Genomic DNA, 24,342 nt, shown 5'->3' on the forward strand with positions numbered 1-24,342 from the left:
AGTACGGGCCACACAGCAACGGGCCGTCTAACAGTGCTCGCACACGCCAATACGCGCCATCGACGGCACCGTCGGCGATGTGGACCAGATCTCGTCTCGCTACTCCGACCAACGCAGGTATCGTCCGTCTTCCGTTCGCTGGACGAGGGCTAACAGCGCGGCCCACTCGAGGAGCCGTTTCGTTCGCTCGAGCCAGTGCGTCTCGAGGTCGCCGTCGTTTTGCATCCGCTTCAACGCCGGAATCTCGCCGCGAACGTCGTCGAAAACGGCTTCGACGTTCCGGGGTTCGTCGGCTCTTTCGAGTGACTCGAGAACGGCTTCCGCGGCGTACACACGCGCTTTGAACGATTCCTGTAACGAATCGGCTTCCGCTTCGAACTGAGCCAGCCGAACCGTCGCGTCCTCGGCCCGACGATACCCCGCCGGCTCCTCGCTCGCGAGTTCGAGCGCCCGCACGAACGCGAGCCACGTCTCGGCGTCCGCTCGGGTCTCGAGTCGCGTTTCCCGGACGAGGTGGGCACAGCAGTCGTCGACGGCCCCCGCCGTATCCGGCACCGCCTCGAGAATCGACTCGACGGACTCGAGATCGTGTGGCGGTTCGGGGATTGGTTTGAACTGCACGAGTAGGAGTCGATTTACAGGTCGAAGGACTCGACGAGGAGGTCTTCGTCAGTTTCGCCGTGGACGTACGTCGGTCCGCCGATGACGTCGACGGTGACCTTCGCAGGCGCGAAGAGATCCGCAGGCACCTCCGAGAACTCCCACTCGAGGTCGTCGAAGATCTCGCCGAACGGGCGGCCGTGACCGTCTGCCGCAGTCGACGGAACCGAATCGAAGACGTCCGCATCCTCGCGAACGGTCAGGTGTGCCGTCCCGCCGTAGGCGATGGCATCGTTCGTGCGAGCGATCGCCGTCGCTTCGTCCCCGCCGACGGGTGCGACCGGCGCTTTCCCCGTCGCCGAGACGATATCCAGCGGATCGTACCCGAGTTCGGAGAGCCTGAACGTCGCGAGTTCCGCCGCTCGAGCGGCGTTCGTGACGCTGCCGACCAGGCTCGCAGTTGGATAGGCGAGCAAGAAGACGCTGCTCGTCTCGACTTCAGCCAATTCTGCAACCTGCTCGGCCGCGGCCGCGGTCGGATCCTGATCCGTCTCGACTGCGAGCGCCGTCAGGTCGAACGCGTCGGTGTAGCCGATCTGGCGAAACTCGTCTTCTTCGGCGACGAGCGCCCGCGCTGGGCCGCTTCCCAGTCCCTCGAAGTCTTCCGTTGCCAGCTCCCAACCCGCCTTCTGGGAGCCGAGCAACGACAGCGCCGGCTGGTCCGTCGAGAGTTCGATGTGTGGGATCGGTGCGCCGCCGATCTCCTCGAGGTGGTGGCTCGGCGTCGCCATCCCTGCCGTCTGGATTTCCGTGAGCAACAGCCCGGCTTCGATCCCGCCGTCGAACTCGAGACCGAAGTCGAGAACCGTCGCGTCGTTCGCGAGATCGTAGCCGCCAATATTCAGCTCCTCGGCGTACTCGAGGGCCTCGTCGACCAACTCGATCGCCATCCGGTTGAGACTTTCCATGCCCACAGGTTCTTGCTGTAGCCTAAAACAGTTTGCAGTTCGACTATCGCGCCCCAGCGACGACGGGCGTTACTCGGCGACGTCGTAGCCAGCGTCGTCGATCGTGTTGGCGATCGACGCTTCGTCGACCGTCGTCTCGTCGTGTTCGACGCGAACCGTCTCCGCTTCGTGGTCTGCCGTCGCCGACGAGACTCCCTCGAGGGACTCGAGCGCGTCGATGACGTTCGCTTCACAGCCGTCACAGGCCATTCCGGTGACGCGAAGTGTCGTTTGATCCATATCGGCCCTACCCTCGCTGGCGGGGTAGAAGTTTCGTTCGACGATTTCTGGCGATAGGATCGATGATATGGTTTGATATGTGAGAACGTTGTTCTTTCTCGCATGTACACAGTACTCGTTCCGATCGACGACCACGAGGCGCGCGTGAATGCACAACTCGAGTCCGTTATCGACCTCGCGAACGCGAGCGAGGAGTTCGCCGTCGAACTCCTGCACGTCCGCAAGGAACTCGAGTTCGCCGACAGCGACGACGACGTGGAGATCGGCGAGATCCGACGCGACCTCGACGACGACGCGCTCGCGGAACTCGTCGAGACGGTTTCGATGGCTGCCGAAGAACTCACGGCGGCTGACGTCGACGTACGCGTTCACTCTGCGACGGGAAATCCGGCGGCCGCGATCGTGGACATCGCGAACCAGTTCGACGTCGACGAAATCGTCATCGGTGCGCGCCGACAGTCGCCGGTGGGCAAGGTTCTCTTCGGTAGCGTCGCCCAATCGGTCATCCTCGACACCGACCGACCGGTCAAAGTCGTTCCGGCGTAACTCGCTTGCTGTCGCTTCTCCTCAGCGTTCCTCAACTCTCGTCGCGATTCGTCGTTCTTTGTCGGCTCTCGGAGAGAACAAACGGTGATCCCTACTCGTCTGCACTCGTCGCCGACCGACCGAGGTGCTCCTCGACCGACTCGACTTTTTCCGCCGCAGTCGTCTCTCGCGTCCGCTTATCGTCGATCTTCAAGACGGTGCTCACGCGGTCGTGATCCACCGCGTCGTGAGCGGCCTGCGCGGCCGAAAACAGTTCGTCGGTACTCTCGGCTTCGATTACCGTCCCCATCGGGTTCGTCTCGTACTCGACGTCGTACTCCTCGAGCGCGTCGACCGCCTTCGCGATTTCGCTGGACATGCTCTCTTCGGTTACCGGTGCGACACTCAGTAGTCCGATTACCGTCATGCCCGGACCCACGTGGTGATGGTTCCTAAACCCATCTCATGCGACGACTGGCACACTCCAACCGAAACGGGAGTGCGAGCGCTCGAGCGGACTCGAGTCGGGCCAACAGGAGTCGGGACAACATCGGCGAAAACTCACGGCGATCGAACAACGTCAGTGGACACCAACGCGATTATTTCGGACGGCCGGGTGTGTCGACTTCGGACGGCGGGTAGATGATGACGTCTCCGTTCGCGTAGACGTAGACTTCGTGCTCGAGCGCGGTGAACGCGACGTGGCCACCCGAACGTTCGGTACCGTCGGCTTTCGTCCGGAAGAGCCGATCGAGTGCGTCGGGATCGACGCTATCGTAGAGGGAGAACTCTCCTTGGGAGACGTCGGTATCTGCGATCTGTGCGAGCGCGTGAACGATCGTCGTCGTTATCGTGGCCGTGCTCTCTGAATCGTGATGGAACACGTAGCGGTCGTTGGGCTGGTCGTACTGGAGGTCGTCCGCATCGTCAGCGGTGGGTAGTTCCGTGTGCATTGCTTGATCTGGCGTCCAATCGTCCAGTCGTCCGTAGCAAACCCCAGTATAAAAGCCACTCGGCGATAGCTTCAGTCACTTGCCATGAGTTCCCCGTCTGATTACTGGTCAGCCATCGAATTCACAACTCGAGTCTCGAGGCGAGTTGGCTCGAAGCAGACCACGAGCGAGGACGGTCGATTGTGAGGTTTTCACCGACCGATACCCGTCTCGCTCGAGGATTCGAAGGATGACGAACACACAATACGCGGTGCTCGTCGAAGTTGTTCGTCGGAGAAGTGCGCTGGCTGGGATTTGAACAACGCCCGAGAACCTGCTCGCGGTGCTCGCAGAACCTCAGTCTGATTCAAATCCAGTGGGGCTTCACGACTCACGGATGACGGGCACACGCTATGCGGAGCCCGTCGAAGTTGTTCGTCGGAGAAATGCGCTGGCTGGGATTTGAACAACGCGGAGACGTTCCGAGTCGTTCGTTTCACTTACTCCCCGGACTGCGACTCCTCTCGTTCAAATCCAAGGATGATTTTTGGGTGAACGGACTCCTCGCTTCGCTCGTCGTTGTTGTTCACCCAAAAATGCGCTGGCTGGGATTTGAACCCAGGTTGTGACCATGGCAAGGTCACGTGATACCACTACACTACCAGCGCCCTGTTGCACTTTATTCTACTTCGGGAAGGATGTATAAGGGTTGCGAATCGTTTCAGGTTCGGCAGACCGGCACACGATCGGCACCCACTCCGCAGGCTGTCGGTTCTCGAGTCCATTTCCCGCCGAATTCTCGGACATTCGTCGAACCCTGCGCCATAGTTATCATATCGAGTGAGTATGTGTCCGTTCACCACGAATTCGGGGCTGTGAGAGCGTCACAGTCGCAATCGAATCCGCTATCCTTTTAAGACCTTGAGCGCAACAAAACGCTACAGTCTAGTGACGCGGCGCCGAAGCGTTTCGGCATGACCGTCAGCATACTCGTTCCGTCGTCACTCACCCGCGAAGCCGAGGACAAACGCGAGGCAACTCGCAAACTCGGATACATCGCCCGCGCGGCGACCATCTTCCGGGCTGATCGCCTGCTCGTCTACCCAGATCGGGACGGCGAAACAGGGCGATTCGACGGCGGGTTCGTACACACCGTCTTGCGGTACGCCGCAACGCCGCCATACCTCCGAAACGAGGCGTGGGGCATGCGAGACGAACTGGAGTATGTGGGCATCTTGCCGCCGCTCCGTGCGGTGTCACAGACCGGCTCCGAATCGAACGGTTCGGGGTCGTCAAGACAAGGGATCGTGACCGAGGTCGGACCTGAAGGGCGCGTCCGGGTCAATTGCGGCTTGCAACACCCGATCTCACTCAACGTGCCTCCATCGATGGAGGTCACAGAGGGGGAGCGCGTGACCGTCAGGATCTCTTCGCGACGACCGGTCCGGGCGAAGCTCACTGATGAGCCCCTTCCGGGGCTGTCAGTCGAGCGCGCGGACCTCTCCGCAGCACTCGGCCGTGAGGACGCCGGCGTCTGTATCGCGGCCTCCCGATTCGGTGAGCAACTCACCGTCGGGCGGCTCGAGACGCTGGCCGGACGCACCGAACGAGATGGGATGACCATCGCGTTCGGCGCGCCCGAGAGAGGGCTGCCGGATATCCTCGGAATCGAGGCGTCGGCCGTCTCCTCGAGCGACGAGGCAGACGTTCAGTCGTCCACCGAGGACGCAGCTGACGACGGAGTCGAACCCACCGCTGATCCGGGGTTCGACCTCTGGCTAAACACGGTTCCGGATCAGGGAAGCGAGGTCGTGCGAACGGAGGAGGCTCTGTTCGCAACCCTCGCTCCCCTCTCACTGAGAGAGTGATAGAATGCCACAAGCAAATTCACCACGCAAAGGCTCACTCGGGTTCGGTCCGCGAGAGCGTGCGACCAGCGAGGTCCCACGCTTTAACTCGTGGCCGGACGACGACGGACAGCCGACGCTCCAGGGCTTCGCGGGCTACAAGGCCGGCATGACCCACGTCGTAATGGTCGACGACAAAGCGAACTCGCCGACCGAAGGGATGGAAGAGACCGTCCCCGTTACGATCGTGGAGACGCCGCCAATGCGCGCTGTTGCACTGCGAGCGTACGAAGAGACGCCATACGGCATGCAGCCGGTCACCGAGGTCTGGACCGACGAGTTCGTTTCCGAACTCGATCGCGTTCTGGACATTCCCGGTGATGACTACGACGCCACCGCCGCCGAAGACGATCTTCGCGGCCACCTCGAGGAGGGGCGCGTCGACGACGTTCGCGTCATCACGCACACGGTTCCGGGGGACATTCCCTCGATGCCGAAGAAGAAACCGGACGTGATGGAAACGCGAGTCGGCGGCGGCTCCCTCGAGGATCGCGTCGAATTCGCCCTCGAGACCGTCGCTGACGGCGGCGAGCACGTCATGAACGACGTGTTCCGCGCCGGCGAGTACGTCGACGCAAGCGGCGTCACGAAAGGGAAAGGGACCCAAGGCCCAGTCAAACGCTGGGGCGTCCAGAAACGAAAGGGCAAGCACGCCCGGCAGGGATGGCGCCGCCGCATCGGGAACCTTGGTCCCTGGAATCCGTCCCGCGTTCGGTCGACGGTCCCCCAGCAGGGTCAGACCGGTTACCACCAGCGGACGGAACTGAACAAACGCCTCGTCGACATCGGCGACGGCGCAGACGCGACGGTCGACGGTGGCTTCGTCAACTACGGCGAAGTCGACGGACCGCACGCGCTGATCAAGGGCTCGCTCCCCGGGCCAAACAAGCGTCTCGTACGCTTCCGCCCGGCGATCCGACCCGGAGACCAGCCGCGCCTCGATCCCGAGGTTCGCTACGTCTCCACCGAATCTAACCAGGGATAACACATGGACGCAACAGTACGAGACCTGGACGGCGACGACGCGGGCTCGGTCGAGCTCCCGGCGGTCTTCGAGACGAACTACCGCCCGGACTTGATCGCGCGCGCCGTCAACGTCTCCCAGGCAAACCGAAAACAGGCCTACGGTGCCGACGAGTTCGCCGGCAAGCGAACGCCCGCGGAATCGTTCGGTAGCGGCCGCGGTATGGCCCACGTCCCACGCCAGGACGGACGCGCACGACGCGTCCCTCAGGCTGTCAAAGGACGAAAGGCACACCCGCCAAAGGCCGAGAAAGACCAGACCGAATCGATCAACACGAAAGCAAAGAAGCTGGCCGTCCGCAGCGCCATCGCGGCAACGACGGACGCAGAACTCGTCGCAGAGCGCGGTCACGCGTTCGACGAGGACGCCGAGCTTCCGGTCGTCGTCGACGACGAATTCGAAGACCTCCAGAAGACGTCCGAGGTCGTCGAATTCCTCGAGGCAGCGGGCCTCGCAGACGATATCGAACGCGCTGACGACGGTCGAAACGTCCGCTCGGGTCGCGGAAAGACCCGTGGACGCAAGTACCAGACGCCGAAGTCGATCCTCTTCGTCACCTCGAGCGAAACCGGCCCATCCCGTGCGGCACGGAACCTCGCTGGTGCCGACGTGGCGACCGCTGCAGAGGTCAACGCAGAGGACCTCGCACCCGGCACACAGGCCGGCAGATTGACCGTCTGGACCGAAAGCGCACTCGAGGAGGTGGCTGACCGATGAGTACGATTATCGATCACCCACTGGTCACCGAGAAGGCGATGAACGACATGGACTTCGAGAACAAGCTCCAGTTCGTTTGTAACCCCGACGCGACCAAACCCGAGATCCGGGAGGTCGTCGAGGAGCGCTTCGAAGTTGCAGTCGACGACATCAACACGCAACTAACGATGAAGGGCAAGAAGAAAGCGATCATCAAACTCTCCGAGGACGACGACGCACAGGAAGTCGCCTCGAGAATTGGGGTGTTCTGAGAATGGGACGACGTATTCTCGGACAACGACGTGGTCGCGGTACCTCTACGTTCCGCGCTCCGTCACACCGATACAAGGCGAAGCTCGATCACAAGCAGACCGAGGACGACGACATCGTTCGCGGAACGGTCGTCGACATCGAACACGACCCGGCCCGCTCTGCGCCAGTCGCAGCCATCGAGTTCGAGGACGGCGAACAGCGCCTCGTCCTCGCACCCGAGGGAATTAGCGTCGGCGAAGAGATCCAGGTCGGTGTCTCGGCTGAAATCAAGCCGGGTAACACGATGCCACTCGCAGAGATCCCGGAAGGGGTCCCAGTCTGTAACATCGAAGCCAACCAGGGCGACGGTGGCAAGTTCGCGCGCGCATCCGGTGTCAACGCGGACCTGATCACCCACGACCGCAACGCGGCGGTCGTCCAGCTTCCAAGCGGCGAGGTCAAGCGCCTCGATCCGCAGTGTCGTGCAACCATCGGCGTCGTCGCCGGCGGTGGCCGCACTGAGAAGCCGATGGTCAAAGCAGGGAACAAGTATCACAAGATGAAAGCACGGGGCTCCAAATGGCCTCGCGTCCGTGGTGTCGCGATGAACGCCGTCGACCACCCATTCGGTGGCGGTGGCCGACAGCACCCGGGCAAACCCAAGTCCGTCTCGCGGGACGCCCCGCCGGGACGGAAGGTGGGTGACATCTCCTCGCGTCGTACCGGCCGAGGTGGAGACAAATGAGCCAGGAGTACAGAACCGGCCGCGAAGGTGAGTTCACCTACCGTGGCCACACGCTCGAGGAACTGCAGGATCTGGAACTCGAGGAAGTTGCAGAACTGCTACCCGCTCGCAAGCGGCGAAGCATCGAACGCGGTCTCTCCGTCGAGAAACAGAAATTGCTCGAGGAAGCCCGCGAGAAAGACGAGGAGCAGACGGCGAACGCGCCGATCCGAACGCACCTGCGGGATATGCCGATCCTGCCGGAGTTCGTCGACCTCACCTTCGAGGTCTACAACGGACAGTCGTTCGAGCGCGTCCGCGTCGAACCCGAGATGATCGGACACTATCTCGGCGAGTTCCGCCTCACCCGCACGTCCGTCGAGCACGGACAGGCAGGTATCGGTGCAACTCGTTCCTCGAAGTTCGTCCCACTGAAGTGATCATCGTATGGGAATCAACTACTCAGTCGACGCCGATCCCGACTCCACCGCGAAAGCGATGCTTCGGGAGCGTCACATGAGCCACAAGCACAGCAAAGAGGTCGCACGCGAACTGAAGGGCAAAACTGTCGCCGACGCACAGGCGTACCTTCAGGACGTCATCGACGAAGAGCAGTCGGTTCCGTTTAAGTCCCACAACACCGGTGCGGGTCACCGCTCCGACATCGACGGCTGGGACGCCGGCAAGTACCCCGAGAAGGTCTCGGGCGAATTCCTCGACTTGCTCGAGAACGTCGCGGCGAACGCAGACCACCAGGGCTTCGACGGCGAGACGATGGAAATCGTCCATATCGCAGCCCACAAGGTCGGCGAATCGGTCGGCCGCAAACCCCGTGCGATGGGGCGAGCGTCCGCCTGGAACACGCCGCAGGTCGACGTTGAGATCGTTGTCGAGGAGACCGACGAAACATCGGAGGACGATAACTAATGGCTGACGAACACCAATTCATCGAAAATGGCCTTCAGCGGTCCCAAATCGACGAGTTCTTCCAGGAAGAACTCGGCCGCGCAGGCTACGGCGGTATGGACGTCGCCAAGACGCCGATGGGTACGCAAATCGTCCTCAAGGCCGAAAAGCCCGGGATGGTCATCGGAAAAGGCGGCGAGAACATCCGGAAGGTCACGACGGCACTCGAGGAGAAGTTCAACCTTGAGGACCCACAGATCGACGTGCAAGAGGTCGAAGAACCCGACCTGAACGCACGAATCGTCGCCGACCGACTGGCCAACGCACTCGAGCGTGGCTGGTACTTCCGGAAGGCCGGTCACACGACGATCGACCGGATCATGGAAGCCGGCGCACTCGGTGCGGAAATCGTCCTCTCCGGGAAGGTCACGGGTGCACGCTCACGCGTGGAGAAGTTCAACCGTGGCTACATCAAGCACAACGGCGAACCCGCCGAAGAGGTCGTCGACCACGGACAGGGCGTCGCCGTCATGAAACTCGGAACCATCGGGGTCAACGTCAAGATCATCCCGCCAGGTGCCGAGTTGCCCGACGACTTCGGTGTCCACGAAGATCTGGATCCCGAAGAGATCGTTCCAGACGCCGTCGAAGCCAACGAGGCCGAGGGTGTCGAGGAACTGCTCGAGGGCGAACCTGAGGAGGCAGAAGCCGCCGAATCCGGCGCAGAAGCGCCTGCTGAGGACGCTGTCGAGACCGAACCAGAACTCGAGGAAGAAGACGTCGAAGAGGTCATCGAGGCGGAAGTCGAGGCCGACGAGGAAGAAGTCGAGATCCCCGACGAGTCGCCGATCGAAGACGACCTCGACGAACTCGAGGAAGACGTCGAAGCAGAAGCCGAAGAACTCGTCGCAGAGATGGACGAGGAGGAAGCGGACGACGCGGACGATGCCGAGGAAGACGAGGGAGGTGACGCCTGATGGCGATTCTCCACGTCGAAGAAGTTCGCGACATGACGCCTGCAGAACGCGAAGAAGAACTCGAAGAACTCGAGACGGAGCTGTTGAACCAGAAATCCGTTCTCGCAGCCGGTGGTGCCCCGGAGAACCCGGGACGCATCGGTGAGCTGAGCCGGACGATCGCGCGGGTCAAGACGATCCAGCGAGAAGAAGGCGATCTCGAGGAAGACGAGTAAGAACAACGATGGCACTGACACCCGAAACGCTCCCACGGCACGAACTCAACGGACTTCCCGTCCGCGTCGTCGAGAGTGACGACGCCAGCCGGGAGGGAATCGAAGGCCGAGTCGTCATCGAGACGACGAACACGCTTTCGATCGAAGTTCGTGACGATGGCGAGTCTCGGGTGTTGCGGGTGCCAAAATCGGGCTCAGTATTCGAGTTCGCGATCACAGATGAAGCCGCCGAGGACGCGAAGTCCTCGGGGACTGCGTCCAAACTGGCCGACACCCAACCCGGCTCTGCCGATAAAACGGACGAGTCGGACCGAGCCGACGGCGACGCCGTCGGCTGTGCTCGTATCAACGAGCACGCTGGCGAGGATGTAGCCTACGTTACGGTCGATGGATCGCGGTTGCTCTCACGACCCGCCCGACGCACGGAAACTAATGGTGACTCACCATGGCAATAGGACTAGACGTTGAAACCCCTCCGGAACCAGAAAACCCGGAGGAATACGACTACGAGACGTGTCCGTTCTACGGCGAACTGCCCGTTCGAGGACAGACCCTCGAGGGACAGGTCGTCTCGACGGACATGGACAAGACCGTAGTCGTCGAGCGAGAGTACGATGTGGCGGTACCCAAATACGACCGCCTCATGAAACGCCGCTCGCGCATCCCGGCACACGTTCCGGGCGTGCTCGAGCCGCTCTCGGTCGGTGACACGGTCACGATCGCAGAGACCCGACCACTGTCGAAGACGAAATCGCACGTGGTCGTCGAAGTAACTGAAGAAGCGACTGCCGAAGACGTGGCAGCGCTCACCGGCGAAACCGAGCCGGACCCACAGCTGTCCGCCGAAGACCTCGGCGGCGACGACGCTGAAGACGAAGGTGATGCCTAATGGAGGCAATGAAAGCCGACGTCACCCAGGGACTCAAGAAAGGGTCGCTGGTCACGTGTGCCGACAACACCGGCGCACGGGAGCTGAAAGTCATCAGCGTCGCGGGCTACCACGGCACCAAGAGCCGCCAGCCGAAGGCCGGCCTCGGTGACAAGGTGACCGTTTCGGTCACGAAAGGGACCCCCGAGATGCGCCGTCAGGTCCTCGAGGCAGTCATCGTTCGACAGCGGAAATCGATCCGCCGTCCGGACGGGACGCGCCTGAAGTTCGAGGACAACGCGGCGGTCATCATCGACGAGAACGAAGAGCCCCGCGGCACGGAGATCAAGGGGCCGATCGCCCGCGAAGTCGCAGAGCGCTTCGGAGCAATCGCATCTACCGCGACGATGATCGTATAGACAATGAGTAAACAACCACACAAACAGCGAACGCAGACGGAGCGTGCACCGCTGCACAAGCGACAGAAGCAGCTTCACGCGACGCTGTCCGACGAGCTCCGCGAGGAGTACGGTACCCGTCGAACCCGCGTCAACGCGGGCGACACGGTCGAGGTCATGCGTGGCGACCACGCCGGCGAGGAGGCCGAAGTTCTCCGCGCCATCCTCGAGGATGGAACCATCCACGTCGAGGAGGTTACGGTGGAGACGGCAGATGGCGAAGAAGTGCCACGGCCACTCGCTCCCTCGAACGTTCGTATCACGGAGCTCAATCTCGAGGACGAGCGTCGCGAAGCACGTCTCGAAGGCGACGCAGACGAAGCCGAAGGTGATAGCGAATGACGAAACACCAGAAACGACTGTCAGTGCCGAAGTCCTGGCCGGTCGAGCGCAAGACGGAGACCTTCACGGTCAAAGCCGGCGCAGGCCCACACGGTAAGGACGGCGTCCCGCTCGTCGTCTTGCTGCGGGACGTACTCGGTTACGTCGACTCGAAGAAAGAAGCACGATACGCCCTTTCGGAGGACTCGATCCTCATCAACGGGGAACCGATCAACGACGAACAGCGCCCGATCGGCATGTTCGACATCGTTGCCTTCCCCGGCCGAGAGGAGTACTACCGCGTCTTCCCAGACGAAGGCGGCCGCCTCGCGCTGACCGAAATCGACGAGGATGCCGCTGGTAGCCGTCTCGGAAAGATCGAGGGTAAACAGCAAGTTCCAGGCGGGGACACGCAGTTGACTCTCCACGACGGGACGAACGTCTTCGTCGACGACGAAACCGAGTACAACTCGAGTGACTCGATCGTCGTCGACAACGAGGACAAATCGATCGTCGCTCACTTCCCGTTCGAAGAAGGGGCACTCGTGACGGCCGTTCGTGGCAACCACGGCGGCAAGATCGGTGAGATCGACGCAATCGATATCACGCCTGGAAGCGGTCCGAATACGGTCGGCGTCTCCACGGACGACGACGGATTCGAAACCATCCAGGAGTACGTCGTCGTCATCGACGAGAACTTCACGGACGAGGACTCGTCCTCGGAAGATGCAAGCGGTGAAACCGCGAGCACGGGTGATGCAGAATGAGCGAAGCTGATGCCGGTGACTTCCACGAGATGCGCGAACCACGCGTCGAGAAAGTCGTCGCCCACATGGGCGTCGGACGTGGTGGCCGCGAACTCGGGAAAGCCGAAGACATCATCGAGGAGATTACGGGTCAACAGAGCGTCCGTACCCAGGCGAAACGAACCGAACCCGACTTCGGTATTCGCCAGGGCGACCCGATCGGCACGAAGGTCACCCTTCGTGGCGAGGACGCATACGAGTTCCTCGAGACCGCGATTCCAATCGCCAGCGTGTCTGCGAAGCAATTCGACGATACGGGCAACATCAGCTTCGGCATCGAGGAACACACCGAGTTCCCAAGCCAGGAGTACGACCCGAACGTCGGTATCTACGGACTCGACGTCACCGTCAACCTGGTTCGACCAGGATACCGCGTCGCCAAACGCGACAAGGCGAACCGATCGATCCCGTCGAACCACCGACTCACCCCCGAGGACGCAATTTCGTTCCTTGAGGCGAATTTCGACGTGAGCGTGGAGGAATCAGACGATGAGTGAAAGTGAAACAGAAGCCGAGCGCACGGGCGAGCACGCCACGAAGCGTACCGGGCAGGACGAAGCCTGCCAGCGCTGTGGTCGCAAACAGGGGCTTGTCGGAAAGTACGACATCAACCTCTGTCGACAGTGCTTCCGCGAAATCGCTCGCGACATGGGATTCAAGAAGTATCGATAACATGACTGGAAACGACCCACTCAGCAACGCGCTCTCGGGACTCGACAACGCCGAAAGCGTGGGGCATCTCAGCCACGAGGTAACACCCGCCTCCAACGAGATCGGCAGCGTACTCGAGGTCTTCTACGACCGCGGGTACATCGACGGCTTCGAGTACGTCGACGACGGTAAAGCCGGTCAGTTTGAGGTCGAATTGAAAGGAGCGATCAACGACTGTGGCCCAGTCAAACCCCGCTACAGTGCCAGCGCTGAAGACTTCGAGAAGTGGGAGAAACGGTATCTCCCCGCTCGAGACTTCGGTGCACTCGTCGTGACGACGAGCAGTGGCATCATGAGCCACTACGAGGCTCGTGAGCAGGGTATTGGGGGCCAGGTGATCGCATACGTCTACTAACCATGCGAGTCGAACTGGAAATCCCTGACAACGTAACCGTCGAGATCGACCACCTCGACGTGACCGTCGACGGCCCAGAAGGCAGCGTTACCCGCCGCCTCTGGTACCCCGACGTGACCGTCGAACTCGAAGACGAGACTGTGGTAATCGAAAGTGACAACGAGGACGCGAAGACGAACGCGACCGTTGGCACGTTCGAGAGTCACATCAAGAACGCATTCCACGGCGTGGCCGAGGGCTGGGAGTACAAGATGGAAGTCTTCTACTCTCACTTCCCGATGCAGGTCCGCGCGGAAGGCGACGATGTCGTCATCGAGAACTTCCTCGGCGAAAAGGCAGCGCGACGTACGACTATCCACGGTGAAACCGACGTGTCCGTCGACGACGAGAGACTCGTCCTCTCCGGACCCAACAAGGAAGACGTCGGCCAAACGGCGGCCGACATCGAGCAACTGACACGCGTCAGTGGCAAGGACACCCGAGTCTTCCAAGACGGCGTCTACATCACCGAGAAACCCGCTAAAGGAGGTGCCTGATAGATGGCAGACGACGATCCAGAAACTGAAGACACTGGGGCCGACCCAGACGAGCCACAGGAACTCGAGGACATCAGCGGTGTCGGCACGAGCAAGGCAGACGCCCTGCAAGATGCCGGCTTCGAAACTATCGAGGACGTCAAAGAAGCAGACCAGGACGACCTCGCTGGGGCCGACGGTATCGGGAACGCACTTGCGGCCCGAATCAAAGCAGACGTCGGCGACCTCGAAGTTAGCGACGAAACCGACGCCGAAATCGAAGACGAAGACGTCGACGAAGACGCAGAATCCGTCGACGAGGACGTCGAAACCGAACTGCAACCTCGCGGATTGACCGAGAAGACGCCGGAGCTCTCCGAGGAAGAATCGGAGTTGCTCGAACAGCGTCGAAGTGAGGGCAAACCGCAGTTCAACCGACAGGACTACCACATGAAAAAGCGGACGCCGGAGTCCTGGCGACGCCCACGCGGACAGCTGTCCAAGCAACGAAAGGGCGTCAAAGGCAAAGGCCCGACCGTCGAGGCTGGCTTCCGAACGCCAACCGCAGTTCGTGGCAAGCACCCAAGCGGATTCGACGAGGTCTACGTCGAGAACCTCGACGACCTCGAGGGCGTCGACGGCGACCGAGAGGCTGTTCGTATCTCCTCGTCGGTTGGTGGGCGCAAGCGCGAACGAATCGAAGAAGAAGCCGAGGAACAGGACGTTCGCGTCCTGAACCCAACCTACGAAGAAGTAGAGGTGGATTCAAATGACTGATCTCTCCGCACAGAAACGACTTGCAGCCGACGTTCTCGACGTCGGAGAGAATCGCGTCTGGCTCGACCCCGACGCTCAGGCAGACATCGCCGAAGCGATCACCCGTGACGAGATCCGAGAACTCGTCCAGGAAGGTCGTATTCAGGCTGGTGACGCCAAGAGCAACTCCCGCGGACGCGCACGAGAGCGCAACGAAAAGCGAGCCTACGGCCACAAGAAGGGGCCAGGCAAGCGCCGCGGCAAGAAGGGTGCACGCCAGAACGAGAAAGACGAGTGGCAGAACAAGATTCGCGCACAGCGACGGAAGCTTCGTGAACTCCGAGACAAGGGCGAACTCACGCCCACGCAGTACCGCGAGCTCTACAAGAAGGCTGGCGGTGGCGAGTTCCGGAGCGTCCAATACCTGTTGAACTACATCGACGAAAACTACGGTGACCAATAATGGCGACTGGACCACGATATAAAGTGCCGATGCGGCGTCGCCGTGAGGTCCGAACGGACTACCACCAGAGGTTGCGCCTGCTGAAATCGGGTAAGCCCCGCCTCGTTGCTCGCAAGAGCAACAAGCACACTACGGCGCAGCTGATCACTCCCGGACCTCAGGGAGACGAGACGCTTGCAAGCGCACACTCGAGCGATCTCGAGGAGTACGGCTGGGACGCACCCACGAGTAACATCTCTGCGGCATACCTGACCGGCCTGCTGGCCGGCACGCGGGCAGTCGAGGCAGGCCTCGAGGAAGCGGTCCTCGACATCGGTCTGAATACGGCCACGCCCGGGAACAAGGTATTCGCAGTTCAGGAGGGAGCAATCGACGCCGGTCTCGAGATCCCACACAACGACAGTGTGCTCGCAGACTGGTCGCGTACCCGTGGCGAACACATCGCCGAGTACGCAGAGCAACTCGACGAACCGCTCTACAGCGGTGACTTCGACGCAACCGAACTCCCAGAACACTTCGACGAGGTACGAGAGGCGATTCTCGAATGAGCAACTACAACGACGACGGATGGGAACCCGTTACCCGTCTCGGCCGGAAGGTCCAAGAGGGCGAAATCGACGATATGGAGACCGCCCTCAACTCGGGACTCCCGCTCAAGGAGCCCGAACTCGTCGACCAGCTCCTCCCCGGACTGGACGACGAAGTGCTGGACATCAACATGGTCCAGCGCATGACTGACTCCGGACGCCGCGTCAAGTTCCGGTGTGTCGTCGTGGTTGGTAACCGCGACGGCTACGTCGGCTACGCGGAAGGCCGAGACGATCAGGTCGGCTCCGCCATCCAGAAGGCAATCGGTATCGCGAAACTGAACATGATCAAAGTCCCCCGCGGCTCCGGGTCGTGGGAGGACCGTTCGGATCGGCCACACTCGCTGGCCCGACGCACCAGCGGCAAAGCTGGCTCCGTCGAAGTCGACGTCATTCCAGCCCCCGAAGGGCTCGGATTGGCCGCGAGTGACACCGTCCGTCACGTCCTCGAACTGGCCGGCCTCGAGAACGTCTGGACGAAGAGTCACGGTAACACGCGTACGACCGTGAACCTCGCGAAAGCGACGTTCAACGCACTCGAGAACGCGTCCCAGTCGCGCCAACCCCAACAGCGGGGTCGACAAGACGAAGCCGAGGTGGCTGACCAATGAAAGCAATCGTCCAGGTCCGCGGTGAGGTAAACCGACAGGAGGACGTCGAGGACACGCTGCAGATGCTCAACATCCACAGCGTCAATCACTGTGCTCTCGTCCCCGAAACCGACACCTACGTCGGAATGGTCAACAAAGTCAACGACTACGTTGCCCACGGTGAGCCCGAAAGCGACGTTCTCGAGACGGTTCTCGAAAGTCGAGCAGAACCTCTCGAGGGCAAACAGTCCGACGTCGACGAGGAGTGGCTCAGCGAGAACACCGATTACGACGACTTCGGTGACCTCGCCGAGGCATTGCTCGCCGAGGAGACGACACTTCGTGAGGAAGGCTTGTCACCAACGCTTCGACTTCACCCGCCACGAGGTGGCCACGACGGGATCAAGAAGCCGACACCCGAAGGCGGCCAACTCGGAAAACATACAACCGAGCAGATTAACGACCTGTTAGAATCGATGCGATAACCATGACAAGCAAAAAACGACGCCAGCGCGGATCGCGTACGCACAGCGGTGGCTCCCACAAAAATCGACGGGGAGCCGGTCACCGCGGCGGTCGCGGCCGCGCCGGGCGGAGCAAACACGAGTTCCACAACTACGAACCGAAAGGCAAACACGGCTTCAAGCGTCCACAGGGCATCCGCGAGGAGGTCGAAGCAATCGACGTCCAGAAACTCGACGAGGATGCACTCTTGTACGCAGCCGACGACCTCGCGGCAGAAACCGACGACGGATACGCCATCGACGCGCGTGATATCGTCGACGACGGTCACGAAGTCGACAAAGTCAAAGTCCTCGGTTCTGGACAGGTCCGAAACAGCCTCGAAATCACGGCCGACGAGTTCTCCGACACTGCAGCGGAGAAAATCGAAGCAGCCGGTGGCGAGGCGCTGTTGACGGAGCGAGCGCAGGAGGCACAAGAGAAAGCGGACGCCGCCGAAGCTGACGAAGACTCCGAACAGGACGAGGACTAACATATGGGATGGAAGGAAGCCGCCGAACCGGTCTTGACGCGGATGCCCGCAGTGCGCCGTCCAGAGGGGCACGTCCCCTTCAAGCGTAAGCTGGCGTGGACTGCCGGCATCCTCGTGTTGTATTTCTTCCTGACGAACATCGCCTTGCTCGGGTTGCAAGGCGGAGAAGCGACCGACATCTTCGGTGAGTTCCGTTCGGTGCTCGCCGGTGAGATGGGGTCGCTGATGCAGGTCGGTATCGGTCCGATCGTCACCGCCAGCATCGTTATGCAGTTGCTTGGTGGTGCAAACTTGCTTGGTCTCGACACGGACGACCCACGAGATCAGATCCTCTATCAGGGGCTGCAGAAGTTGCTCGTCATCGTCATGACGGCGTTGACTGCGCTCCCGATGGTGTTCGCCGGTGGCTTCCTGCCCGCTCAGCCGTCGCTCACTCTCGGCGGACTCGAGTTCGGCCAGACACAGGTTCAGATGCTGATGTTCGCCCAGATCTTCGTTGGCGGGATCCTCATCCTCTACATGGACGAGGTCGTCAGCAAGTGGGGGATCGGCAGCGGGATTGGCCTGTTCATTATCGCTAGCGTGAGCCAGCAGCTCGTGACCGGATTCGTCAGTCCATCCAGTGAAGGATTCTTCTATAGCTGGTACGAGATCATTACGGGCCAGGTCGAAACCGGGTCCATCGTCTCCAGTGACGGGCTCTACACGATCTTCCTCGGCGAAGGACAGATCATCGCCTTATTGACGACGTTGCTCATCTTCAGCGTCGTCGTCTACGCGGAGTCCGTCCGCGTCGAAATTCCACTCAGTCACTCTCGAGTCAAGGGTGCTCGCGGTCGCTTCCCAGTGAAGCTCATCTACGCGAGCGTCCTGCCAATGATCCTCGTTCGCGCGCTGCAGGCGAACATTCAGTTCATGGGCCAGATTCTCGATAGTGTCTGGGCCGGAATGCCGACGTGGCTCGGGGACTATTCAGGAGGAGAGCCCGCCAGTGGGTTCTTCTACTACACTGCACCGATCTATTCACCTGACGATTGGATGTGGTGGACCGGGGCAGTCACACAAGACGCGTGGATGGTACTAATTCGCATTTCCGTCGACCTGTCGTTCATGGTCATCGGTGGTGCAATCTTCGCCATCTTCTGGGTCGAGACGACGAACATGGGCCCCGACGCCACCGCACGTCAGATCCAAAACTCCGGAATGCAAATTCCCGGATTCCGACAGAACGTCGGCGTCATCGAGAAGGTCATGGAGCGCTACATTCCGCAGGTTACCGTCCTCGGCGGTGCGCTCGTCGGCTTGCTGGCCGTCTGGGCGAACATGCTCGGCACGGTCGGTGGTGTCGAAGGGACCGGTCTGCTGCTCGCTGTCTCCATTACGTACAAACTGTACGAGGAGATCGCCGAGGAGCAGATGATGGAAATGCATCCGATGATGCGCCAGATGTTCGGCCGAGAGTAAGCGTTCTTCTCTCTTCTTTCTGTTTCGAGTACAGTACACTCACTGTACGACCAGCATGCTTTGTTGGTTCGGCCAGCCACCACTCGAGGCCAATCGTTCGCCTCGGGGGAGAACCAACGGAATAGATCTCGTCGGACTTCTGAGGGTCGCCAGCACGCGCTCATTGTGCTATGTTGTTTCAGTAACCGAGTGCCCAGCGTCTGGTGCGCTAGGACCTTGGTGGTGGCACACAGAAACACGGTGAACACATGAGTTCACTCTTCGACCTCACAGACGACGTGGCAGTAGTCACAGGCGGCGGTCGCGGCATCGGACGGGTCATCTGCACTCGAGTTGGCTCGCGCCGGTGCGTGCGTCGTTCCGACGGCTCGTACCGATGCAGAGATCCAATCGGTCGTCGACGAAATCGAGGACGACGGCGGTGATGCACACGCTGTGACGACGGATGTAACCGACCCCGAGGACGTTGCTCGAGCCATCGACGAAACAGTCGGTACCTTCGGGTCAGTCGATATCGTCGTCAACAACGCCGGTGTCAACCCCGATGATGGGCTCGGCCTCCCCGAAGACGTCTCGAGCGAAGGATTTGCGAAAACAGTCGACGTCAATCTGATGGGTGCATTCGAAGTTACAAGCGCGGCGGCAGCACAACTTCACGAAAACGGCGGCGGATCGGTGATCAACGTCGCGAATGTCGGTGGACTCGTTGGGTTGCCTCGACAACATCCCTACGTCGCGTCGAAACACGGCCTGGTCGGGTTGACGAAGAGTATCGCGCTCGATTAGGCACCAGACGTTCGCGTGAACGCACTCGCACCGGGATACGTCTCGACCGACATAGTAGAGGACTTAGAGGAGAACGAACGACTCCGCCAGTCCGTGATCGATCGAACGCCGCTCGAGCGGTTTGCGGCTCCCGAAGAAATCGGCGGTCCAGCCGTCTTTCTCGCGAGCGATGCAGCACGGTACATCACTGGGGCCTGTCTCGAAGTCGACGGCGGGTGGACCTCGAGGTAACGACCGATATCGTCTTTCTCGTAAACAGTAGCTATCGGATGCCACACAGAGCTACAGAAAACCAAAGAACGGTAACGGCAAGAACAGTGGTTTTGTCGCCGATTACTGAATCGAGTATCCCGCTGCAACGGTTAGCAGGAACACCATGAACACGGCGATAACCATCATATAGGTGATTGCACGTGGCTCTTCCCGGAGGTGCTGATAATACGCGGCGATCAGCAGGGACTTGATGACAGCAAGTACGACGGTCCCGCCAATTGCCGCCGACTCGGGAATGTCTATCTCGAAGAAGACGAACTTCGCTGTCCCTAATATCAGCAGTACGACGTATATGAGGGTGTATGTCCGAACGTCAGCCATTGGTATACAATGTGGAAGACGGACACTTATACCTTCCTCATACGATCGATGCTGTCGATCTACTCACTCAGCTCCGGTCGCACAATCTCTCGGTACGATTCCACACTGCTTCGGACATCGCGTTTGGTTTGACTCACCACCCACCGAATAGTGTGCAAGTGAGCGCAAGAGACGCACTCGTGTTTTTGAGAGGGGGTCGTAGTCGTGGAGCGATGGACTCGAGGTATGAGCCGAACTGAACAACTCGAGTGTAAGTGTGGCGTTAGAACGAAAACTGCAAAATGAATCGATTCTACCTGCGTAGCCCGCCGGCACTACATCAGGTAGAACAGTGGGAACAGGAAGACCCACACGATGTCGACGAAGTGCCAGTAGAGTCCGAAGAACTCCACGGGCCGATGGTCCTCGAGGTAGGCGTCGATGCTCACGATCCGGTAGATCATGAAGATCGCGATCAGAAGCCCGAGGATCACGTGTAGTGCGTGCAGGCCGGTGGTGACGAAGTAGATGGAGTACTCGACTCCGTTCCACCAGTAATCGCCCTCAGCGAACTTGACGCTGTACTCGTAGGCTTTGACCCCCATGAACGTCAGCCCGAGGAGGAGCGTGACGCTCATCGCGCCGAGAAGTCCCTTCTTGTTCTGGCGCTCTGCGAAGACGAGGGCCATGATGACCGTGAAACTCGAGGTGAGCAACACATAGGTGTTGAGCAGGCCAGGCCAGGAGGCGAACGGAACGGTCTCCCAGCTGCCCCAGCCCATGTGCAGGCGCATGAAGACGAACGCGCCGATGACGGCCCCGAAGACGACGACGTCCGACGCCAGGAAGATCCAGACACCGAGTTTCGAGTTCCCGACGCCTTCGAACGGCCAGCGTTCGGCAATCTCCATCGTCGGTGCGTCGAATTGCTCGACACCGAACTTGAACAGCGTGTACGCGAGGATCGCCAGTCCAGCAACGATGAGGACTGGATACATGATGTTCGGGTCGGCATCCATTGCGGCCTCTTCGAACCCACGGTTCTCCGCGAACTGGATCATGTATGGCGTGAAGCCAGACAGACCGAGGAAGAACACGAAGGTACCAAATCCAATGCCGAGTGGCCAGATACTGGCGTGGTCTGCGTGTTCTTCTTCGTGAGCCGTCTCAGTTGCCGTCGCAGCATCGTGACCAGTCGCGACACCGCCGTCGGTCGCCGCTTTCGAATCGTCGACAAACTCGAGTCGACCACTCGCGTAGCTCGGTCGTCCGCCCCAGTTGTCGAGCGGTGGTGGTGATGGAATCGCCCATTCGGCGGTTCGGGAGAACTCCCACGGATTGTCGGGTGCTTCAGGCCCCGAAATCCAACTCTTCGCGAACGTGTAGAACATGATCAGGAACGACGCGCCGAGGATATACGCACCGACGGTCGCAACCTGATGGTAGATCTCCAAGCCCTCGCTGAAGCCGAAGACACGTCGTGGCGTCTCCCAGGCGAGGAACATCGGGAAGTAGAGCAGGTTGAAGCCGATGAAGTACACTGCGAAGTTGAGCTTCCCGAGGGTTTCGGAGTACATCTTCCCGGTGATTTTGGGCCACCAATAGTAGAGGCCCGCGACCAACGCGGTCACGCCCGAAACCATCACGTAGTGGAAGTGAGCGACGACCCAGTAGGTGCCACGGAACTCGTAGTCCAGCACGACGGCACCGAGGAACACCCCGGTAATTCCACCGAGGATGAACAAGACGAGCGCGCCGAGGCTGAACAGGAACGGCGTCGTGAACCGCACGCGTCCCTTGACCATCGTGTAGATCAGCGCGAAGACCATCAGGTCGAACGGCAACGAGATCCCGATAGTCGTCGCCATTATCAGAGTCGTAATCTCGAGGTTGATCGTCGTCAGGAACATGTGGTGCATCCAGACGAGGAACGACTGGACGGCCACGAGTACCATTGCGACGATAACCCACTTACGACCGACGAGCCGTCGGCCGGTGAACGTCTGGAACGTCTCGAACATGATCCCTAACGCGGGGAAGAAGACGATGTACACCTCCGGATGGCCGAAGAACCAGAACAGGTGCGCCCACAGCAGGCCCGATCCCTGATCGGTCATGAAGTACTGTGTTAGGAACAGCCGGTCGATGGACAACAGGAGTAATGCTGCGAGGAGCGCTGCGAATGCGAACAGCATCATCCAGACCGTGAGCAGCCACGACCAGGTGAAAAGCGGCATGTTCCAGAGGCCGAGTCCCTCCGCGCGGGAGCGATGGATCGTGACCAGGAAGTTGATGGTCCCGAAGGTAATCGAAAGGACGAACATCAACAACGCGAGAACCGTTGCGGTGCCACCGGACGTCGCTTCCATCGCTGGGGTGTACGTTGGCACGTTCAGTGGCGCGTACATCGTCCAACCACCGGCGTACGTTCCGCCCTGGAAGAACGACAGTGCGATGAGAATCCCTGAGAACAGGTAGAACCAGTAACTCAAGGCGTTCAGTCGCGGGAATGCGAGGTCTTTCGCACCGATTTGAAGCGGGACGAAGTAGTTCGCGAACCCGGATGCGATGGGCGAGAGGAACCAGAACACCATCAACAGCCCGTGGGCTGAGACGGCCTGATTGAACTCGTTACCCGTGAGGAGTCCTGTTCCGCCTGCTTCCCAGAGATGTGCACGGAAGATCAACGCGAGGATCCCGCCGAACAACAGGAAGAACAACGCAGTCACCATGTAGAGGATCCCGACGTCCTTGTGGTTTGTTGTGACTAACCACCGTTTGACGGACGTCATTGGGGGGAGATCACCCATTAGCTCTCACCTCCGTCCTCGTCGTCATCCGCTTCTTCTTCATCATCGTCATCTTCTTCGTCATCCTCTTCATCGTCTTCTGCATCCGGATCCTCGAGCGTTTCAGAGATGTTCTCTGGACCGTTGAGGTTGAACGAGTCCTCGATCGTCTCGTACTCGTCGTCCTCGAATTCGATCGTCAGCTCGTACTCGCCACCTTGCTCGATATCTTCGAAGGTGATCGTTCCGTTGTCGTACTCACCATCGTCTTCGTCGTAGACGAAGTCCTCTTCTTGGTGCTCGAGGGTGATTTCGTAGGTGCCTTCTTCGACTGGCTCTTCATCCTCGTCCTCGAGGGTAATCTCGACGTTCAGTTGGTCGTCGAGCCAGTCGTCGAATTCGTCCTCTTCCATAACCTGCACGGTGCCGACCATATCGGAGTGCTGGTCACCACAGAGTTCGAAACACTCGATTTCGTGATCCTCACCGGCTTCTTCTGCGATGAACCACGTTTCGTCGTATTCACCGGGGATTGCGTCAGCTTTCACCCGTAAGTCCGTGACGCCGAACGAGTGCCAGACGTCACCGCCAGTCACCTCGATTGCGACTGGGTGATCGGCAGGGACGTTCATGGTATTGGTCGCTTCGACGCCGTTTTCGTACTCGAAGTACCAGGCAAAGTTCTCACCTTCGACGTCGATCTCGATTGGATCTTCGTCGAAGTCGTCCTCTGGATTCTCGACGTACAACAGCATCGCGTACGTCCAAACAACCAGCGAAATGACGATGATTGCACTGATACCGAACGATAGGAACAGTTTCTTGCCGCCCTTTCCTCCTGTCGGTAACTCCCCGAGTGTTGGCACAGAATCGTCGGCTTCCGCGTCGTCGGTATCGCGATACTTGTACGCGTTGTACATCGTGTATGCGATCACGATGACACCGACGAGCGTCCCGAGTGCAAGAAACACCTGAAAGATGCTCTCGAACACGTCGACGCGCGTCTGCACTTCCATCGGAGTCGTAAATGCGCTGAAGATTGTATTCACCTCGTTTTGGAACCGCTTATATGTCGGACGATGATGGCCGTGGACACTTATCTATTTGGAAACGCTCTGACCGAATCGGAGACGTCATCACCTGCTACGGCGATTATTATCGATATATCGTCGTGCTTCAGGGCCATCACTCCGGGGTCCTTCATCAGTAGCTTCGAGGCAGGGACCTTTTTTCTATCGCTGTTTCCCGATTATCGTGTCTCCTGGAAAACACGTACTGCCTCAAATTGACGACGGAAGCGA

34 protein-coding genes, 1 tRNA gene and 1 pseudogene are annotated in these 24,342 nt (G+C 60.1%); 27 read left to right on the forward strand and 9 right to left on the reverse strand.

Features of this window, described 5'->3' with window-relative positions; genetic code table 11:
• Nucleotides 1-99: 99 nt before the first annotated feature.
• From BLW62_RS08670 to BLW62_RS08680, 3 genes are all read right to left on the reverse strand, one after another.
• Nucleotides 100-621 carry a double winged helix-containing putative transcriptional regulator gene (locus BLW62_RS08670; RefSeq protein ID WP_090506705.1) on the reverse strand — a complete coding sequence of 174 codons (522 nt, stop codon included), beginning with the start codon at nt 619-621 and terminating at the stop codon, nt 100-102.
• 14 nt (nt 622-635) lie between these two features.
• Nucleotides 636-1,568, reverse strand: coding sequence for a methenyltetrahydromethanopterin cyclohydrolase (mch, locus tag BLW62_RS08675; RefSeq protein WP_090507549.1), 933 nt, complete (start codon nt 1,566-1,568; stop codon nt 636-638).
• A 69-nt stretch (nt 1,569-1,637) separates the two neighbouring features.
• On the reverse strand, nt 1,638-1,847 hold the full coding sequence (locus BLW62_RS08680) for a heavy-metal-associated domain-containing protein (protein WP_090506706.1): 210 nt from the start codon (nt 1,845-1,847) through the stop codon (nt 1,638-1,640).
• A 102-nt stretch (nt 1,848-1,949) separates the two neighbouring features.
• On the opposite strand from BLW62_RS08680, the gene BLW62_RS08685 reads away from it, so the two are divergent.
• The gene (locus BLW62_RS08685; RefSeq protein ID WP_090506707.1) at nt 1,950-2,393 is read left to right on the forward strand and encodes a universal stress protein; all 444 of its coding nucleotides are present in this window, start codon (nt 1,950-1,952) and stop codon (nt 2,391-2,393) included.
• Between the two features lie 91 nt (nt 2,394-2,484).
• Here BLW62_RS08685 and BLW62_RS08690 read toward each other — a convergent pair whose 3' ends face one another.
• From BLW62_RS08690 to BLW62_RS08700, 3 genes are all read right to left on the reverse strand, one after another.
• Nucleotides 2,485-2,799 carry an MTH1187 family thiamine-binding protein gene (locus tag BLW62_RS08690; protein WP_090506708.1) on the reverse strand — a complete coding sequence of 105 codons (315 nt, stop codon included), beginning with the start codon at nt 2,797-2,799 and terminating at the stop codon, nt 2,485-2,487.
• A 172-nt stretch (nt 2,800-2,971) separates the two neighbouring features.
• A complete protein-coding gene (locus BLW62_RS08695) occupies nt 2,972-3,325 on the reverse strand; it encodes a HalOD1 output domain-containing protein (protein ID WP_090506709.1) in 354 nt (117 codons plus the stop codon).
• A gap of 576 nt (nt 3,326-3,901) precedes the next feature.
• Nucleotides 3,902-3,972, reverse strand: a tRNA-Gly gene (locus tag BLW62_RS08700).
• Nucleotides 3,973-4,278: 306 nt separating this feature from the next.
• Here BLW62_RS08700 and BLW62_RS08705 point away from each other — a divergent pair.
• From BLW62_RS08705 to BLW62_RS08830, 26 genes and pseudogenes are all read left to right on the forward strand, one after another.
• The gene (locus tag BLW62_RS08705; protein ID WP_076582131.1) at nt 4,279-5,172 is read left to right on the forward strand and encodes a putative RNA uridine N3 methyltransferase; all 894 of its coding nucleotides are present in this window, start codon (nt 4,279-4,281) and stop codon (nt 5,170-5,172) included.
• Between the two features lie 4 nt (nt 5,173-5,176).
• A complete protein-coding gene (locus BLW62_RS08710; protein WP_090506710.1) occupies nt 5,177-6,196 on the forward strand; it encodes a 50S ribosomal protein L3 in 1,020 nt (339 codons plus the stop codon).
• 3 nt (nt 6,197-6,199) lie between these two features.
• The gene (rpl4p, locus tag BLW62_RS08715; protein WP_090506711.1) at nt 6,200-6,952 is read left to right on the forward strand and encodes a 50S ribosomal protein L4; all 753 of its coding nucleotides are present in this window, start codon (nt 6,200-6,202) and stop codon (nt 6,950-6,952) included.
• Nucleotides 6,949-7,203 (forward strand): 50S ribosomal protein L23, encoded by a 255-nt coding sequence (locus tag BLW62_RS08720; RefSeq protein ID WP_090506712.1) that lies wholly within the window; start codon nt 6,949-6,951, stop codon nt 7,201-7,203. Before rpl4p ends, BLW62_RS08720 begins: the two co-directional genes overlap by 4 nt.
• A gap of 2 nt (nt 7,204-7,205) precedes the next feature.
• The gene (locus tag BLW62_RS08725) at nt 7,206-7,928 is read left to right on the forward strand and encodes a 50S ribosomal protein L2 (protein WP_090506713.1); all 723 of its coding nucleotides are present in this window, start codon (nt 7,206-7,208) and stop codon (nt 7,926-7,928) included.
• The gene (locus tag BLW62_RS08730) at nt 7,925-8,347 is read left to right on the forward strand and encodes a 30S ribosomal protein S19 (protein ID WP_076582139.1); all 423 of its coding nucleotides are present in this window, start codon (nt 7,925-7,927) and stop codon (nt 8,345-8,347) included. The genes BLW62_RS08725 and BLW62_RS08730 overlap by 4 nt, the downstream gene beginning before the upstream one ends.
• Before the next feature lie 7 nt (nt 8,348-8,354).
• On the forward strand, nt 8,355-8,834 hold the full coding sequence (locus BLW62_RS08735; protein ID WP_090506714.1) for a 50S ribosomal protein L22: 480 nt from the start codon (nt 8,355-8,357) through the stop codon (nt 8,832-8,834).
• Nucleotides 8,834-9,790, forward strand: a complete 957-nt coding sequence (locus BLW62_RS08740; RefSeq protein WP_090506715.1) for a 30S ribosomal protein S3 — start codon at nt 8,834-8,836, stop codon at nt 9,788-9,790. Before BLW62_RS08735 ends, BLW62_RS08740 begins: the two co-directional genes overlap by 1 nt.
• Complete coding sequence (rpmC, locus tag BLW62_RS08745; protein ID WP_090506716.1) at nt 9,790-10,005, forward strand: 50S ribosomal protein L29; 216 nt, start codon at nt 9,790-9,792, stop codon at nt 10,003-10,005. Before BLW62_RS08740 ends, rpmC begins: the two co-directional genes overlap by 1 nt.
• Before the next feature lie 8 nt (nt 10,006-10,013).
• Nucleotides 10,014-10,460: a ribonuclease P protein component 1 gene (locus BLW62_RS08750; protein WP_090506717.1), complete on the forward strand. Its 447-nt coding sequence runs from the start codon at nt 10,014-10,016 to the stop codon at nt 10,458-10,460.
• Nucleotides 10,451-10,894 (forward strand): 30S ribosomal protein S17, encoded by a 444-nt coding sequence (locus tag BLW62_RS08755; protein WP_090506718.1) that lies wholly within the window; start codon nt 10,451-10,453, stop codon nt 10,892-10,894. The genes BLW62_RS08750 and BLW62_RS08755 overlap by 10 nt, the downstream gene beginning before the upstream one ends.
• On the forward strand, nt 10,894-11,292 hold the full coding sequence (locus BLW62_RS08760; RefSeq protein WP_076582148.1) for a 50S ribosomal protein L14: 399 nt from the start codon (nt 10,894-10,896) through the stop codon (nt 11,290-11,292). Before BLW62_RS08755 ends, BLW62_RS08760 begins: the two co-directional genes overlap by 1 nt.
• A 3-nt stretch (nt 11,293-11,295) precedes the next feature.
• Complete coding sequence (rplX, locus tag BLW62_RS08765; protein WP_090506719.1) at nt 11,296-11,673, forward strand: 50S ribosomal protein L24; 378 nt, start codon at nt 11,296-11,298, stop codon at nt 11,671-11,673.
• The gene (locus tag BLW62_RS08770; protein ID WP_090506720.1) at nt 11,670-12,419 is read left to right on the forward strand and encodes a 30S ribosomal protein S4e; all 750 of its coding nucleotides are present in this window, start codon (nt 11,670-11,672) and stop codon (nt 12,417-12,419) included. Before rplX ends, BLW62_RS08770 begins: the two co-directional genes overlap by 4 nt.
• Entirely contained in the window at nt 12,416-12,955 is a 540-nt protein-coding gene (locus BLW62_RS08775) for a 50S ribosomal protein L5 (RefSeq protein WP_076582152.1), read from the forward strand. The genes BLW62_RS08770 and BLW62_RS08775 overlap by 4 nt, the downstream gene beginning before the upstream one ends.
• On the forward strand, nt 12,948-13,130 hold the full coding sequence (locus BLW62_RS08780) for a 30S ribosomal protein S14 (protein ID WP_076582154.1): 183 nt from the start codon (nt 12,948-12,950) through the stop codon (nt 13,128-13,130). Before BLW62_RS08775 ends, BLW62_RS08780 begins: the two co-directional genes overlap by 8 nt.
• A 1-nt stretch (nt 13,131) precedes the next feature.
• Nucleotides 13,132-13,524, forward strand: a complete 393-nt coding sequence (locus tag BLW62_RS08785; RefSeq protein WP_076582155.1) for a 30S ribosomal protein S8 — start codon at nt 13,132-13,134, stop codon at nt 13,522-13,524.
• Between the two features lie 2 nt (nt 13,525-13,526).
• Nucleotides 13,527-14,060 carry a 50S ribosomal protein L6 gene (locus tag BLW62_RS08790; RefSeq protein WP_090506721.1) on the forward strand — a complete coding sequence of 178 codons (534 nt, stop codon included), beginning with the start codon at nt 13,527-13,529 and terminating at the stop codon, nt 14,058-14,060.
• 3 nt (nt 14,061-14,063) lie between these two features.
• A complete protein-coding gene (locus tag BLW62_RS08795; protein ID WP_090506722.1) occupies nt 14,064-14,816 on the forward strand; it encodes a 50S ribosomal protein L32e in 753 nt (250 codons plus the stop codon).
• Complete coding sequence (locus BLW62_RS08800) at nt 14,809-15,258, forward strand: 50S ribosomal protein L19e (RefSeq protein WP_076582160.1); 450 nt, start codon at nt 14,809-14,811, stop codon at nt 15,256-15,258. Before BLW62_RS08795 ends, BLW62_RS08800 begins: the two co-directional genes overlap by 8 nt.
• A complete protein-coding gene (locus tag BLW62_RS08805) occupies nt 15,258-15,806 on the forward strand; it encodes a 50S ribosomal protein L18 (protein ID WP_076582161.1) in 549 nt (182 codons plus the stop codon). The genes BLW62_RS08800 and BLW62_RS08805 overlap by 1 nt, the downstream gene beginning before the upstream one ends.
• Complete coding sequence (locus BLW62_RS08810) at nt 15,803-16,456, forward strand: 30S ribosomal protein S5 (protein WP_090506723.1); 654 nt, start codon at nt 15,803-15,805, stop codon at nt 16,454-16,456. Before BLW62_RS08805 ends, BLW62_RS08810 begins: the two co-directional genes overlap by 4 nt.
• Nucleotides 16,453-16,920, forward strand: coding sequence for a 50S ribosomal protein L30 (rpmD, locus tag BLW62_RS08815; RefSeq protein ID WP_076582164.1), 468 nt, complete (start codon nt 16,453-16,455; stop codon nt 16,918-16,920). Before BLW62_RS08810 ends, rpmD begins: the two co-directional genes overlap by 4 nt.
• Before the next feature lie 2 nt (nt 16,921-16,922).
• On the forward strand, nt 16,923-17,429 hold the full coding sequence (locus BLW62_RS08820) for an uL15m family ribosomal protein (protein WP_090506724.1): 507 nt from the start codon (nt 16,923-16,925) through the stop codon (nt 17,427-17,429).
• Between the two features lie 3 nt (nt 17,430-17,432).
• Nucleotides 17,433-18,893 (forward strand): preprotein translocase subunit SecY, encoded by a 1,461-nt coding sequence (secY, locus tag BLW62_RS08825; protein ID WP_090506725.1) that lies wholly within the window; start codon nt 17,433-17,435, stop codon nt 18,891-18,893.
• Nucleotides 18,894-19,141: 248 nt separating this feature from the next.
• Nucleotides 19,142-19,910, forward strand: a pseudogene (locus BLW62_RS08830) (SDR family NAD(P)-dependent oxidoreductase).
• A gap of 102 nt (nt 19,911-20,012) precedes the next feature.
• Here BLW62_RS08830 and BLW62_RS08835 read toward each other — a convergent pair.
• The 3 genes from BLW62_RS08835 to coxB all read right to left on the reverse strand — a co-directional run bounded on the left by BLW62_RS08835 (nt 20,013) and on the right by coxB (nt 24,057).
• Complete coding sequence (locus tag BLW62_RS08835; protein ID WP_090506726.1) at nt 20,013-20,273, reverse strand: cytochrome C oxidase subunit IV family protein; 261 nt, start codon at nt 20,271-20,273, stop codon at nt 20,013-20,015.
• 314 nt (nt 20,274-20,587) lie between these two features.
• Nucleotides 20,588-23,062: a cbb3-type cytochrome c oxidase subunit I gene (locus BLW62_RS08840; protein WP_090506727.1), complete on the reverse strand. Its 2,475-nt coding sequence runs from the start codon at nt 23,060-23,062 to the stop codon at nt 20,588-20,590.
• On the reverse strand, nt 23,062-24,057 hold the full coding sequence (gene coxB, locus BLW62_RS08845; RefSeq protein ID WP_090506728.1) for a cytochrome c oxidase subunit II: 996 nt from the start codon (nt 24,055-24,057) through the stop codon (nt 23,062-23,064). Before coxB ends, BLW62_RS08840 begins: the two co-directional genes overlap by 1 nt.
• Between the last annotated feature and the right edge of the window lie 285 nt (nt 24,058-24,342).

Origin of the sequence: Natronorubrum sediminis (assembly GCF_900108095.1) — an archaeon.
Lineage (GTDB): Archaea > Halobacteriota > Halobacteria > Halobacteriales > Natrialbaceae > Natronorubrum > Natronorubrum sediminis.